Genomic DNA, 14,148 nt, shown 5'->3' with positions numbered 1-14,148 from the left:
CGATGATACTCCAAGGCATCGCCTTCTACGTGTTCGCCGCGCTGCTGGTGGCCTCCGGTGTGATGGTCATCTCGGCGCGGAACCCCGTTCATTCGGTCCTTTTCCTGATCCTCGCCTTTTTCCAGGCGGCCGGTCTCTGCGTCCTGATGGGCGCCGAGTTCATCGCGATGATCCTCGTCATCGTCTATGTCGGCGCCGTCGCCGTGCTGTTCCTGTTCGTGGTGATGATGCTCGACATCAACTTCCGCGAGCTGCGCAAGGGTGCGATGGAAGCGCTGCCGCTGGGCGCGCTGGTCGGGTTGATCCTGCTGGCCGAACTGGCCGCCGTGCTCGGCGGCTGGATCGTGGCTCCGAACGTCGCCGCCATCGCCGGCGCGCCGACGCCGGCGCTCGATCAGGTGACGAACACCCATGCGCTGGGACGGCTGATGTACACGCAGTACGTCTACCTGTTCCAGGCGTCGGGCATCGTTCTGCTGATCGCCATGATCGGCGCGATCGTGCTGACGCTGCGGCATCGTCCGGGCGTGCGCAAACAGAACATCGGCGTCCAGATCGCCCGTCGCCGGGAAGACGTGGTCGCTATCCGCAAGGTCTCGACCGGGGAGGGCGTGTGATCATGGAGATCGGTCTCGGACATTATCTGACGGTCTCGGCCATCATCTTCACGCTGGGTGTGCTGGGGATCTTCCTGAACCGGAAGAACGTCATCATCATCCTGATGTCGATCGAGATGATGCTGCTGGCGGTGAACCTGAACCTCGTCGCCTTCTCGACCTTCCTGCACGATCTGGTCGGCCAGATCTTCGCCATGATCATCCTGACCGTCGCCGCCGCCGAGGCGGCCATCGGCCTCGCCATCCTGGTGGTCTACTTCCGCAACCGCGGCTCGATCCGAGTCGAAGACATCAACATGATGAAGGGCTGAGGCGGCGCCATGGAAGTGCTAGTCGTATTCCTTCCGCTCCTGGCGTTCCTCGTCGCCGGATCGATCGCGCTGTTCGGCGGGCCGAAGGCCGAGCCGGCTGCTGCGGGTCACGGAAGCCACGGTCATGGTCATGACGATCATGGGCATGCCCAGATCGCCCATGCCCATGACGATCATTCCCACCACATCTCGCACGACGAGCTGGACCACGCGCACGACGACGCCCACGACGACCATCACGTCGTCGCCGGCCCGCCGACCGTGGGCGACCGGGTCTCGCAGTTCGTGACCGCGGGTGCCGTCATCGTCTCGGCGATCCTGTCCTGGATCCTGTTCTTCGACGTCGCCGTGCACGGCAATCCGCGCACGATCGAGCTGATGACCTGGATCCAGAGCGGCACGCTGGACGTGAAGTGGGCGCTGCGCGTCGACCAGCTCACTGCGGTGATGCTGATCGTCGTCAACACCGTCTCGGCCTGCGTGCACGTCTATTCCATTGGCTACATGGCCGAGGACCCGCAGAAGCCGCGTTTCATGGGCTACCTGTCGCTGTTCACCTTCGCCATGCTGATGCTGGTGACGGCCGACAATCTGGTCCAGCTGTTCTTCGGCTGGGAGGGCGTCGGTCTGGCCTCCTACCTGCTGATCAACTTCTGGTACGAGAAGCCGTCGGCCAACGCCGCCGCGATGAAGGCCTTCCTGGTCAACCGCGTCGGCGACTTCGGCTTCGCGCTCGGCATCTTCGCGATCTTCGTGCTGACCGGGTCGGTCCAGTTCGACACGATCTTCGCCAAGGCTCCGACGCTGACCGGCGAGACGCTTCATTTCCTCAGCTGGGACTTCAACGGCCTGACCATCGCCTGCCTGCTGCTGTTCATGGGCGCCATGGGCAAGTCGGCGCAGCTCGGCCTGCACACCTGGCTGCCGGACGCGATGGAAGGCCCGACCCCGGTGTCGGCGCTCATCCACGCCGCCACCATGGTGACCGCCGGCGTCTTCATGGTCTGCCGCCTGTCGCCCGTGTTCGAATACGCCCCGACGGCGCTCGAGGTGGTGACGGTGGTCGGCGGCCTGACCGCCTTCGTCGCGGCGACCATCGGTTTCACCCAGTTCGACATCAAGCGCGTCATCGCCTATTCGACGATGTCGCAGCTCGGCTACATGTTCTTCGCCGCCGGCGTCTCCGCCTACGGCGCGGCCATGTTCCACCTGTTCACGCATGCCTTCTTCAAGGCCCTGCTGTTCCTTGGCGCCGGCTCGGTCATACATGCCCTGCACCATGAGCAGGACATGCGGAAGATGGGCGGCGTCTGGCGCAAGATCCCCTTCACCTATGCGGTGATGTGGATCGGCAATCTGGCGCTCGCCGGTCTGCCCTTCTTCGCCGGCTACTATTCCAAGGACATGATCCTGGAGGCGGCCTTCGCCTCCGGCAGCGGGGTGGGGCGCTTCGCCTTCGCCCTGGGCATTGCCGCGGCGCTGCTGACTGCCTTCTACTCCTGGCGCCTGCTGTTCATGACCTTCCACGGCACGCCGCGGATGGACAAGGAAGTGTACGACCACGCCCATGAGTCGCCTGTCGTCATGCTGGTCCCGCTGGCGGTGCTGACGCTGGGAGCCCTGTTCGCCGGTGTCGGCTTCCACGAATATTTCGTCGGTCATGACCGCGCGGAGTTCTGGGGCAAGGCCATCATGGTCCTGGCCGACCACGACGCTGTCGAGGCTGCGCACCACCACACCCCGGGCTGGGTCGCCATCGCTCCGCTGGTGGTCGGCCTGATCGGCATTGCCATGGCCTATATCGGCTATATCCAGATGCCGCGCCTGCCGGGCAAGATCGCCGGCACATTCCGCGGCATCCACCAGTTCCTCTACAACAAGTGGTATTTCGACGAGCTGTATGACGCGCTGTTCACCCGTCCGGCCAAGGCCCTGGGCTACGGCCTGTGGAAGTCGGGCGACGGGGCGGTGATCGACGGCGTGGGTCCGGACGGCATCGCCGCCGCCACCCGCGACGTCGCGGCACGCGCCAGCCGGCTGCAGTCGGGGTACGTCTATCATTACGCCTTTGCCATGGTGATCGGGGTCGTCCTGCTCGTCGCCTGGCTGTCGGTCTTCGGCTGAGCGGTTTCGAAGGAGAACAACAACAATGGCTAGCTGGCCGATCCTGTCGTTCGCGACCTTCCTGCCGCTCGTGGGCGTCGCGCTGATCCTGCTGTTCTGCCGGGGCAATTCCCCGGACGTGCTGCGGAACGTGCGGTACATCTCGCTGTGGACGACCCTCGTCACCTTCGTCCTGACCCTGCTGGTCTGGGCCAACTTCGATCCGCGCAATCCCGGCTACCAGATGGTCGAGAAGGCGGGCTGGATCCCTGAGTTCGGCATCAACTACCACATGGGCGTCGACGGCATTTCGGTGCTGTTCGTCGTCCTGTCCGGCTTCCTGATGCCGCTGTGCATCCTGGCGAGCTGGGAGTCGGTGCAGGTTCGCCTGAAGGAATACATGATCGCCTTCCTGGCGCTGGAAACCCTGATGATCGGGATGTTCTGCGCGCTGGACTTCGTGCTGTTCTACATGTTCTTCGAAGGCGTCCTGATCCCGATGTTCCTGATCATCGGTGTCTGGGGCGGTCCGCGCCGCGTCTATGCCGCCTTCAAGTTCTTCCTCTACACGCTGCTCGGCTCGGTCCTGATGCTGCTGGCGATCCTGGCCATGTATTATGTGGCCGGCACCACCGACATCCCGACCATCACCGCCACCCAGTTCCCCCGCTCCATGCAGCTGTGGCTGTGGCTGGCCTTCTTCGCGTCCTTCGCGGTGAAGGTGCCGATGTGGCCGGTCCACACCTGGCTGCCGGACGCCCACGTCGAGGCGCCGACCGCCGGTTCGGTGATCCTGGCCGGCGTGCTGCTGAAGATGGGCGGGTACGGCTTCCTGCGCTTCAACATTCCGATCCTGCCGGAAGCGACCGAGTATTTCGCGCCGCTGATCTACACGCTGTCGGTCGTCGCCGTGATCTACACCTCGCTGGTCGCTCTCGCCCAGGAGGACATGAAGAAGCTGATCGCCTACTCGTCGGTCGCCCACATGGGCTTCGTCACCATCGGCATGTTCGCGCTGAACCAGCAGGGCATCGAAGGCTCGGTGTTCCAGATGCTGTCGCACGGCGTGGTGTCGGGTGCGCTGTTCCTGTGCGTCGGCGTCGTCTATGACCGGCTGCACACCCGCGAGATCGCCCGCTACGGCGGCCTCGTGAAGAACATGCCGAAATACGCGGTGGTCTTCCTGTTCATGACCATGGCCTCGGTCGGCCTGCCGGGCACCGCCGGCTTCGTCGGCGAGTTCCTGGTGCTGATGGGCGTCTTCCGCGACAACACCTGGGTCGCCGCCCTGGCCGCCACCGGCATGGTTCTCGGCGCCGCATACGCGCTGTGGCTGTACCGTCGCGTCGTCTACGGCAAGCTGACCAAGCCGGACGTCAAGGCGATGTTCGACATGACCCCGCGCGAAATCGCGGTGTTCGTGCCGCTGATCGCCGTGGTCCTGTGGATGGGCGTCTATCCCAGCAGCTTCCTGAACGTCACCTCGGCATCGGTCGAGCAGCTGATCCAGACCTACCAGACCAAGCTGGCCGCGTCGCACGCCGCGTCCGGTGTCTCGGTCGCCGCTCGGTAAGGGGTTCTTCGACATGACCGCAGTGTTTCCCGACATCTGGCCGGCCCTGCCGGAGATCTTCCTGGCGCTCTCGGGCGTCGCCCTGCTGATGCTGGGCGTGTTCCGCGGTGACGGCTTCACCCGTCCCGTCTCCTATCTGGCGATCGTCTGCATGCTGCTCGCCGCCGTCCTGGCGATGGGCTACGGCAGCGGCCGGGTTGTCACCTTCAACGGCATGTTCGTGATGGATGCCTTCGGCGTCTTCATGAAGGTGCTGGTGCTGGTCTCCGCGGCCTTCGCGGTCATCCTCTCGCTCGGCTTCAACGAGCGGGAGCAAATGGCCCGCTTCGAGTTCCCGGTGCTGATGATCTTCGCCACGCTCGGCATGCTGATGATGATTTCGGCCAACGATTTCATCTCGCTGTATGTCGGCCTGGAGACGCAGAGCCTGGCGCTCTATGTCATCGCCGCCTTCCGCCGCGACAGCGGCAAGTCCTCGGAAGCCGGTCTGAAGTATTTCGTCCTCGGCTCGCTCTCCTCGGGCATGCTGCTGTACGGTGCTTCGCTGGTCTACGGCTTCGCCGGCACCACCTCCTTCGACAAGGTCGCGGCGCTGTTCGCCGGCGGTGCCCATGTGTCACCGGGTCTGGTGATCGGCCTCGTCTTCGTGATGGCCGGTCTGGCCTTCAAGGTCTCGGCCGCTCCGTTCCACATGTGGACGCCGGACGTGTATGAGGGTGCGCCGACCCCGGTCACCGCTTTCTTCGCTGCGGCGCCGAAGGTGGCGGCCATCGCCCTGCTGACCCGCGTGGTGATGGAGCCGTTCGGCCATCTCGCCGCCCAGTGGCATCAGGTGCTGGTGGCGACCGCCATCCTGTCGATGGTGATCGGTTCCTTCGTCGCCATCATGCAGACCAACATCAAGCGCCTGATGGCCTACAGCTCCATCGGCCATGTCGGTTACGCGCTGGTGGGCCTGACCACCGGCACGCAGGACGGCGTGCGCGGCGTGCTGATCTACATGGCGCTCTACATCGCCATGAACATCGGCGCCTTCGCGGTCATCCTGAGCATGAAGGCCAAGGGCCAGATGCTGGAGGAGATCAAGGACTTCGCCGGCCTGTCGAAGACCAATCCGATGCTGGCCGCGACCATGGCGATCTTCATGTTCTCCATGGCCGGCATCCCGCCGATGGCCGGCTTCTTCGGCAAGCTGTACGTCTTCCTCGCCGCCATTGCCGCCCAGGAGTACACGCTGGCGGTCGTCGGTGTGCTGACCAGCGTCGTGGGCGCCTTCTACTATCTGCGCATCATCAAGATCATGTATTTCGATGAGCCCGTGGTGGTGGTCGACAAGGTCGACGACGACGGCATGACCGGCGTCCTGGTGCTGACCAGCCTGTTCACCCTGCTGTTCTTCGTCGCTCCGGCGCCGATCCTGAACGGTGCGGCGGCTGCCGCGGCGGCCCTGTTCGCCGGGTGACATCCTACCGATGACGCTATCGCTTGAAGCGGAGGCGGCGCGACTGCGCCTGCCTCCGGGCTTCCAGGTCAAGGCCTTCGACTCCGTCGGCAGCACGAACGACGAAGCGAAGGCCTTGTCGCGTTCAGGGGCGCCGGAAGGCACCATCGTCTGGGCCCGTCGGCAGGACAGCGGCCGTGGCCGCCGTGGCCGGGCTTGGACCTCTCCCGAGGGCAACCTCTACAGCACGACCATCCTGCGGCCCGGTCTGCCGCCGGCGGAGGCGGCGCAGATATCGTTCGTTGCGGCGCTTGCCATCGCCGAAACTGCCGAGTCGGTCCTTCCCGATCCGAGCGGTGTTCGCTGCAAATGGCCAAACGACGTTCTGGTGCATGACCGCAAGCTGTCGGGCATCCTGCTCGAGTCGGAGCCGGCGGCCGACGGCAAGGTCGCCTGGGTGGTGCTGGGGGTCGGCATCAACCTGCGGCATTTTCCCGCGACCGTCGATTACGGCGCCACCTCCCTGATCGCCGAGGGCGCACCGCCGATGGGACCGGGCGCGCTGCTCGAGGTCTATGCGGAGCATCTGGCGACTTGGTATGGCCGCTGGCGCGCCCATGGTTTCGCACCCGTGCGCGAGGCGTGGCTGGCGCGGGCCAAGGGGCTGGGCGGGCCGATCCTGGTCAGGCTGGCCGATCGGACGATCTCCGGCACCTTCGCCGATCTGGACAGCGACGGCGTTCTGTTGCTTGATCCAACGGACGGCGGGCCGCGCCAGCGGATCGCCGCCGGCGACGTGTTCTTCGCGCCGCATCCCGAAAGCTGAGTCCGTCAGCCGAGTTCAAACGCCCACCGCCTTCAGGACCTTGCCATGCTGCTTGCCATCGACGCCGGAAACACGAACGTGGTGTTCGCCATCTATGACGGCGACCGCCAGCGCGGCATCTGGCGCACGGCGACCGATCCGAAACGCACCTCCGACGAATACATGGTGTGGCTGACCCACCTGATGGCGTTGAAGGGGCTGAAGCCGGTCGACATCCATGGCGCCATCATCGCCAGCGTGGTGCCCGGCGCCACCTTCAACCTGAAGCGGCTGTGCAAGGATCATTTCGGCTGCGAGCCGGTGATCGTCGGCCAGCCCGGCGTCGACCTCGGTGCCAAGGCGCTGGTCGACCGGCCGGAGGAGGTCGGTGCCGACCGTCTGGTCAACACGGTGGCTGCCGCCGCGACCTACAAGACGCCGCTGATCGTCATCGATTTCGGCACGGCGACCACCTTCGACGTGGTCGATGCCGACGGCAACTACTGCGGCGGCGTGATCGCGCCGGGGCTGAACCTATCGCTGGAGGCCCTGCAGAGGGCCGCGTCCAAGCTCCCGCGCGTCGAGATCCAGCCGCCGGCCGAGGTGATCGGCAAGAACACCATCGCCTGCATGCAGTCCGGCATCTTCTGGGGGTATGTCGGGCTGATCGAAGGGCTGGTTTCCCGCATCCGGGCGGAGTACGGCGAACCGATGCGGGTGGTCGCCACCGGCGGATTGGCTGTTCTTTTCGCCAAGGCTACCCATGTCATCGAGCACACCGACAACGAGCTGACGCTCCGCGGTCTCCTCCTGATCCACAAGCGCAACACGGTCCAATGACACAATCCTCCAAGACAGCCGCCGGAACGTCCGAAGCCCCGGCGGACACCTTCGTACCGGAGGATGGCGCACTGTATTTTGTCCCGCTCGGCGGTTCCGGCGAGATTGGGATGAACCTCAATCTCTACGGGCACCAGGGCAAATGGCTGATGGTGGACCTCGGCATCTCCTTTGCCGACGACACCATGCCCGGGCTGGACGTCATCATGCCGGACCCGACCTTCATCGCCGAGCGTCGCAGCGATCTGGTCGGTCTGGTGCTGACCCATGCGCATGAGGACCATCTGGGCGCCGTCCAATATCTGTGGCCGGAACTGCGCTGCCCCGTCTATTGCACGCCATTCACCGCGGCGTTCCTGCGCGCCAAGCTGCATGAGAAGGGCTTGAGCAGCTCGGTGCCGATCCACGAGATCCCGCTGGGCGGCACGGTGGAGGTCGGTCCCTTCTCCGTCGAATATGTCACCATGACGCATTCGATCCCGGAGCCGAACGCGCTCGCCATCCGCACCTCGGCCGGCACCGTCCTGCACACAGGCGACTGGAAGCTGGATCCCGATCCGCTGGTCGGCGAGACGGCCGACGAGGAGCGGCTGCGCGCCATCGGCGACGAGGGGGTGCTGGCGCTGGTCGGCGACAGCACCAACGCGCTGGTGCCGGGCGCCGCCGGGTCGGAGGCGACCGTCCGCGCGGCTCTGATGGAGCTGTTCGGCCGCTACCGTGACCGCCGCATTGCCGTCAGCTGCTTCGCCACCAATGTGGCGCGGCTGGAGAGCATCGCCGCTGCCGCCGCCGCGCATGACCGCCATGTGGCGCTGGTCGGCCGATCGCTGTGGCGTATCAACGAGGCGGCGCGGGCCACCGGCTATCTCGCCGACGTGCCGAAATTCCTGTCGGAGCATGATGCCAGCTACCTGCCGCGCGAGAAGCTGGTGCTGATCTGCACCGGCAGCCAGGGGGAGCCGCGCTCGGCCCTTGCCCGCATCGCCGCCAACGACCATCCGCAGATCACGCTGTCGCGCGGCGACGTGGTGATCTTCTCCTCCCGCGAGATCCCCGGCAATGAGCGCGCCATCGGCCGCATGCAGAACCAGCTGGTCGCCCAGGGCGTTGAGCTGGTCACGGCGGACGAGGCGCCGGTCCATGTCTCCGGCCACCCGGCGCGGGACGAGCTGGTGCGCATGTACCAGTGGGTGCGCCCGCGCATCGCCGTGCCTGTTCATGGCGAGCAGCGCCACCAGCAGGCCCATGCCGCCCTGGCGGAGGAGTGTCAGGTCGCCCACAGCATCGTGCCGGCCAACGGCGAAGTCCTACGGCTCGACGGGCCGGAAGGCGCGCGAGTGGTGGCCAATGTGCGCGCCGGACGCATGGCGGTGGACGGCAAGCGTCTGGTGCCGCTCGACACCGGCATGATGCGCGCGCGCAACCGCATGGTGAACAACGGCGCCGCCGTGGTGACGCTGGTGATGACCGGAACGGGCGAGCTGATGACCGCCCCGCAGCTGGCGGTGATGGGGCTGATCGACGAGGCGACCGACCGCGACCTGCTGCTGGACGTGGTGGATGCGGTGCGTGAGTCGGTGGCGATGCTGCCCAAGTCGGCGCGGGCCGACGATGCCCAGGTGAAGGAGGCGGCGCGGATCGCCGTACGCCGCTGCTTCAACGCGACCCACGGCAAGAAGCCGGTGACGGAGGTCCATCTGGTCCGCGTCTGAACGAATCCAAGACCGGATTTGACGTATAACAGGCTTATCAGAGCCCGCTAACGGGCCAGCCACAGCCAGCGAGAGGACACGCATGATCGGGAAGCTCAACCACGTCGCCATCGTCGTTCCGGACCTTCCGGCGGCGACCGCGCTCTACCGCGACACGCTCGGCGCCGCGGTGTCGCAGCCGGTGGATCTGCCGCCGCACGGCGTCACCGTCGTCTTCGTCACCCTACCCAACACAAAGATCGAACTGCTGCATCCGTTCGGCGAGAAGTCGCCGATCGCCGGCTTCCTGGAAAAGAACCCGTCCGGCGGCATCCACCACATCTGCTATGAGGTGGAGGACATCCTGGCCGCCCGTGACCGGCTGAAGGAGCAGGGCGCCCGCGTGCTGGGCGACGGCGAGCCGAAGATCGGCGCCCACGACAAGCCGGTCCTGTTCCTGCACCCAAAGGATTTCTGCGGGACGCTGGTGGAACTGGAGCAGGCCTGAGGCGGGACTGAGACGAATTAGACGCGGAGGTAACGATGGACAACTGGGTGACTGGAGCCTTCGTTTACGTCGTCGTCTGGTGGGTGGTGCTGTTCGCGGTGCTGCCCTGGGGCGTCCGGACACCGGAGAATCCGGAGCCGGGCATGGCCTCCTCCGCGCCGGTCGAGCCGCACATCCTGCGCAAATTCATGATCACTTCGCTGGTCGCCCTGCTGGTGTGGCTGGTGATCTTCGGCATCGAGCGGTCCGGCATCATCTCCTTCCGGGACATGGCGCGGGACATGTTCTGACGAACCAGAGGAGAGGATCGGGTGAGCCTGACCTATTGCGCAGCCGCGCCCGGCCATCCGCACCATGGCCCCTACCATGACGGCGAGTACGGCTTTCCCAGCAGCGACGACCGGGTCCTGTTCGAGCGTCTGGTGCTGGAGATCAATCAGGCCGGCCTGTCCTGGCTGACCATCCTGAAGAAGCGTGACGCCTTCCGCGCCGCCTTCGACGGGTTCGACATCGACCGCGTCGCGGCCTATGGCGAGGCGGAGCGGGCGCGGCTGCTGGCCGATGCCGGCATCATCCGCAACCGCCTGAAGGTGGACGCGGTGATCGAGAACGCCCGCCGCATCGTCGCATTGCGGGAAACCCACGGCTCTTTCGACGGCTGGCTGCGGGCTCATCACCCGCTGACCAAGGCGGAGTGGGTGAAGCTGTTCGGGCGCACCTTCCGCTTCACGGGCGGCGAGATCGTCGGGGAGTTCCTGATGAGCCTGGGCTATCTGCCCGGCGCTCATCAGGCCGACTGCCCGGTTCAGGCCACGGTGCTTGCCCAGAGTCCACCCTGGAAAGCTGCCGTGGACGCCGGCTACCGCGGGTATACGCCCATGGAATAGGCAAACGCCCGCCTAGATCGGCAGCAACCGCCGAAGAGCTGTGCAAATTTGCAAAAACTTTGTGCATGGGACGCATCTGCCTGTGTTTTGGGCTTGCCATCGTCCTGGCACGGGTTCACTCTTTTGGAGTGATGAGGGGGGATATTCCTCCCTTTCCGACGCCTGGTGGCGATTCCTCCCTAAACTCGACAGGCCGCGCCGCTTTTGCCGCGCGGCCTTTCTTTATTCGGCGGTCGGGAGGCGACGGGGCAGGGGTGCGGACAGGAAATTTCCGCCGCCGCTCCAGAAAACGTTAACGGTTTACTTGGTAGCGTTGCTTGGCTTAGCTCGCATCGGGGTTTTTCCCAATCAGGGCCATCAGCCGGGCTGCGCGAACGCCTTCGGTGGCCATACCGCCGGGGCGAATCCGCTTTGGCCGCTTTCCAGGTGAACCTTTGCCCGCTTCGGCGGGTGGCAGGAAGAGGACGACAGTCGAGGCGCCGATGGCCGCGAATGAAAACGAACGGTTCGATCAGTTCGCCGCGGTTCTGTCGACTGAACTGATGGAGCGGACAAAGAAAAGCATGGAGCTGCTGGCGCCTGAGCTTCAGCCATGCTCGATCCTGCCCTTCATCCAGACACCGTCCTTCGTCGAGTTCTACCAGGAGTTGGTGCGCGTCGGCATCCTGCCGGTGGTGCTCAGCCGCCGTCCGGTGCGCGCCATCGTCGGCGATGTCGATTGGGCGCGGGAGGGGCGCGAATATCTGCTGACGGTGCTCGACGACCGGTCCAACGCTGTCTTCACCGCCTGGGAATATGCCTGGGACTCGCTGTGGGACGAACGCAAGGTCGGGCAGGACAGCGGTGGCGGGAATCAGGCCAAGCCGAAGAAGGGGTTCTTCAGCGCACTGTTCAGCCGGAAGCGCGAGGAGAAGACGGACAACGGCGGCGGTGAGGGCGGCGAGGGCGGCGTCATGGCCGGCCTGCATACGATGCTGACCGAACTCGCGGAAAAGCGGGGCTTTTTACCGCTGTTTCACGACGATGTGCGCATCCTGAAGGCGCTGCCGCGGCTGAAGCCCGGCCGGGTGGCGCAGGCGTGGAAGGAGATCTCGCAGTACCACCACCAGGAATTCTACCTGCCGGAGCCCGAACAGGCGAAGCCGGGTGTGACCTCCGACTGCCTGCAGAAATGGCATTACAATTTGCCGGACAAGATCGGCGAGTTCCTGGTGCTGAAGGCCGCGGTGGACCTGGAGCATGTGAACAAGCCCTTCATCGGCAAGTACATCCGTCAGTCGGCGCGGACCCAGGAGGAGGCGGAGAAAGGAATGCCCTACCTGTCGATCTACTGGAAATCCATGCGCAACACGGCCCCGGTGGCCGAACGGCACACGCTGTGACCGCCCGCGGCACCCTGTATGCCGGATTGGCGGTGGCGCTGTTCCTGGCGGCCCTACCGGTATCGGCGCAAACCCAGACGCCGCGTCCCGGCCCGGTGCCGCTGACCCCCGACGCCGCCCGCGACCGGCCGGTGGTGGATCTGTCGCTGTGCCAGCGGCTGACCCGCCATGTGCCGGCCGCCGACGTCGAATACCGGCCGGGCGTGGATGTGCATGGCCGCGCGGTCGCCCCCGCCGACCTGCCCGGCAGCGCCGGGGCGCAGCCGCCGATCCCCATCGATCTGCCGCTGTCGGTCGATCTCGCCCGGCGGATGGGCATCGCCTTGCCGTCGGTGCCGTTCCTGCCCGATGACGTCACCGCGGTGTGGCTGACCGTCGTCGGAAATCAGCTCTATCTCAACGGCCAGCCGATCGATCCGGGTGCCGAGGAACGCCTCTACGTCTATTGCCGCGCCCGGTAACCGGCGGCCAAGCGGGGGGCTTACAGTGGACAAGTGCGGGCGACCTTCCTAAAGTCGCTCACCCGCCGCTCCCGTGTCCGTTCCTGTCCGCAGGAGCCATGCGCGCGCGGCCTTGTCGAACACCTCGCACACGAGAGCAGAGCCATGCGGCTGTCCAGCTTCTTCATGCCGACCCTCAAGGAGACCCCGACCGAGGCGCAGATCGTCTCGCACCGCCTGATGCTGCGGGCCGGGATGATCCGCCAGACCAGCGCCGGCATCTATGCCTGGCTGCCGCTGGGCTATCGGGTTCTGCGCAAGATCGAGCAGATCGTCCGCGAGGAACAGGACGCCGCCGGCGCGCAGGAACTGCTGATGCCGACCATCCAGTCGGCCGATCTGTGGCGCGAGAGCGGCCGTTACGACGATTACGGCAAGGAGATGCTGCGCATCACCGACCGTCACGACCGCGATATGCTGTTCGGCCCGACGAACGAGGAGATGATCACTGACATCTTCCGCTCCTTCGTCAAGAGCTACCGCCAGTTGCCGCTGAACCTCTACCACATCCAGTGGAAGTTCCGTGACGAGATCCGCCCGCGCTTCGGCGTGATGCGCGGCCGCGAATTCCTGATGAAGGACGCCTATTCCTTCGACATCGATGCGGACAGTGCCCGCCGTTCGTACCAGAAGATGTTCCTGGCGTACTTGCGCACCTTCGCCCGCATCGGGCTGAAGGCGATTCCGATGCGTGCCGACACCGGCCCGATCGGCGGCGACCTGAGCCACGAGTTCATCATCCTGGCCGAGACCGGCGAGAGCGGCGTCTTCTGCCACAAGGACTGGATGACCCTGGACGTGCTGAAGGACGCCCCCGGCATCGAGGACGACCTGCAGCCCTTCTTCGACCGCGTCACCGCCATCTACGCCGCGACCGACGAGAAGCACGACCCGGCCAACAGCCCGGTTCCGGAAGCCGATCTGGTGTCGGCCCGCGGCATTGAGGTCGGCCACATCTTCAACTTCGGCACCAAGTACTCCAAGCCGATGAACGCCGTGGTCGCCGGCCCGAACGGCGAGTCGATCCCGGTGGAGATGGGCAGCTACGGCATCGGCGTGTCGCGCCTGATGGGCGCCATCATCGAGGCCAGCCACGACGACAACGGCATCATCTGGCCGGACGCCGTCGCCCCCTTCAACGTCGGCCTGATCAACCTGAAGTCCGGCGATGCCGAGACCGACCGCGTCTGCGCCGAGCTGTATGCGAAGCTGGAATCGGCCGGCCTGGAGGTCGCCTATGACGACCGCGAGGAGCGCCCCGGCGCCAAGTTCGCCGACATGGACCTGATCGGCGTTCCCTGGCAGCTGGTCGTCGGCCCGCGCGGCCTGAAGAACGGCGTCGTCGAGCTGAAGCGCCGCGCGACGGGCGAGAAGGAAGAGCTGCCGGTCGAGGCGGCGCTGGCAAAGCTGCTGGGCTGATCGGCTTAGCTCGAACAGGAAGCCCGGATCGCCCAAGTCGGCGGTCCGGGCTTTGCCCTTTTCCCGCCACG

At 65.7% G+C, this 14,148-nt stretch carries 14 protein-coding genes; all 14 read left to right on the top strand.

The features are described 5' to 3' along the window. Positions 1 to 2: 2 nt before the first annotated feature. The 14 genes from B9N97_RS22515 (at position 3) to proS (ending at position 14,077) form a co-directional block, all read left to right on the top strand. Entirely contained in the window at positions 3 to 617 is a 615-nt protein-coding gene (locus tag B9N97_RS22515; RefSeq protein ID WP_085089944.1) for an NADH-quinone oxidoreductase subunit J, read from the top strand. Between the two features lie 2 nt (positions 618 to 619). After that, positions 620 to 928 (top strand): NADH-quinone oxidoreductase subunit NuoK, encoded by a 309-nt coding sequence (gene nuoK / locus B9N97_RS22510; RefSeq protein ID WP_014248409.1) that lies wholly within the window; start codon positions 620 to 622, stop codon positions 926 to 928. Between the two features lie 9 nt (positions 929 to 937). Beyond that, positions 938 to 3,052: an NADH-quinone oxidoreductase subunit L gene (gene nuoL, locus B9N97_RS22505; RefSeq protein ID WP_085089943.1), complete on the top strand. Its 2,115-nt coding sequence runs from the start codon at positions 938 to 940 to the stop codon at positions 3,050 to 3,052. A gap of 25 nt (positions 3,053 to 3,077) precedes the next feature. Continuing rightward, complete coding sequence (locus B9N97_RS22500; RefSeq protein WP_085089942.1) at positions 3,078 to 4,604, top strand: NADH-quinone oxidoreductase subunit M; 1,527 nt, start codon at positions 3,078 to 3,080, stop codon at positions 4,602 to 4,604. 13 nt (positions 4,605 to 4,617) lie between these two features. Then, positions 4,618 to 6,066: an NADH-quinone oxidoreductase subunit NuoN gene (gene nuoN / locus B9N97_RS22495; RefSeq protein WP_085089941.1), complete on the top strand. Its 1,449-nt coding sequence runs from the start codon at positions 4,618 to 4,620 to the stop codon at positions 6,064 to 6,066. Between the two features lie 10 nt (positions 6,067 to 6,076). After that, on the top strand, positions 6,077 to 6,871 hold the full coding sequence (locus tag B9N97_RS22490) for a biotin--[acetyl-CoA-carboxylase] ligase (RefSeq protein WP_085090713.1): 795 nt from the start codon (positions 6,077 to 6,079) through the stop codon (positions 6,869 to 6,871). A gap of 45 nt (positions 6,872 to 6,916) precedes the next feature. Then, positions 6,917 to 7,690, top strand: a complete 774-nt coding sequence (locus tag B9N97_RS22485) for a type III pantothenate kinase (protein ID WP_085089940.1) — start codon at positions 6,917 to 6,919, stop codon at positions 7,688 to 7,690. Continuing rightward, on the top strand, positions 7,687 to 9,402 hold the full coding sequence (locus B9N97_RS22480; protein WP_143266816.1) for a ribonuclease J: 1,716 nt from the start codon (positions 7,687 to 7,689) through the stop codon (positions 9,400 to 9,402). The genes B9N97_RS22485 and B9N97_RS22480 overlap by 4 nt, the downstream gene beginning before the upstream one ends. A gap of 82 nt (positions 9,403 to 9,484) precedes the next feature. Then, on the top strand, positions 9,485 to 9,889 hold the full coding sequence (gene mce, locus B9N97_RS22475; RefSeq protein WP_085089939.1) for a methylmalonyl-CoA epimerase: 405 nt from the start codon (positions 9,485 to 9,487) through the stop codon (positions 9,887 to 9,889). Between the two features lie 35 nt (positions 9,890 to 9,924). Continuing rightward, positions 9,925 to 10,179 carry a DUF1467 family protein gene (locus B9N97_RS22470; protein WP_085089938.1) on the top strand — a complete coding sequence of 85 codons (255 nt, stop codon included), beginning with the start codon at positions 9,925 to 9,927 and terminating at the stop codon, positions 10,177 to 10,179. A 21-nt stretch (positions 10,180 to 10,200) separates the two neighbouring features. Continuing rightward, positions 10,201 to 10,776, top strand: a complete 576-nt coding sequence (locus B9N97_RS22465; protein ID WP_085089937.1) for a DNA-3-methyladenine glycosylase I — start codon at positions 10,201 to 10,203, stop codon at positions 10,774 to 10,776. Positions 10,777 to 11,258: 482 nt separating this feature from the next. Further along, on the top strand, positions 11,259 to 12,158 hold the full coding sequence (locus B9N97_RS22460) for a hypothetical protein (protein ID WP_085089936.1): 900 nt from the start codon (positions 11,259 to 11,261) through the stop codon (positions 12,156 to 12,158). Next, positions 12,155 to 12,619: a hypothetical protein gene (locus B9N97_RS22455; protein ID WP_085089935.1), complete on the top strand. Its 465-nt coding sequence runs from the start codon at positions 12,155 to 12,157 to the stop codon at positions 12,617 to 12,619. Before B9N97_RS22460 ends, B9N97_RS22455 begins: the two co-directional genes overlap by 4 nt. 144 nt (positions 12,620 to 12,763) lie before the next feature. Beyond that, positions 12,764 to 14,077: a proline--tRNA ligase gene (gene proS / locus B9N97_RS22450; protein ID WP_085089934.1), complete on the top strand. Its 1,314-nt coding sequence runs from the start codon at positions 12,764 to 12,766 to the stop codon at positions 14,075 to 14,077. Positions 14,078 to 14,148: the final 71 nt, after the last annotated feature.

Source organism: Azospirillum oryzae (assembly GCF_900177515.1).
Taxonomy (GTDB): domain Bacteria; phylum Pseudomonadota; class Alphaproteobacteria; order Azospirillales; family Azospirillaceae; genus Azospirillum; species Azospirillum oryzae_A.
This window is presented reverse-complemented; position numbering and strand designations above follow the sequence as displayed.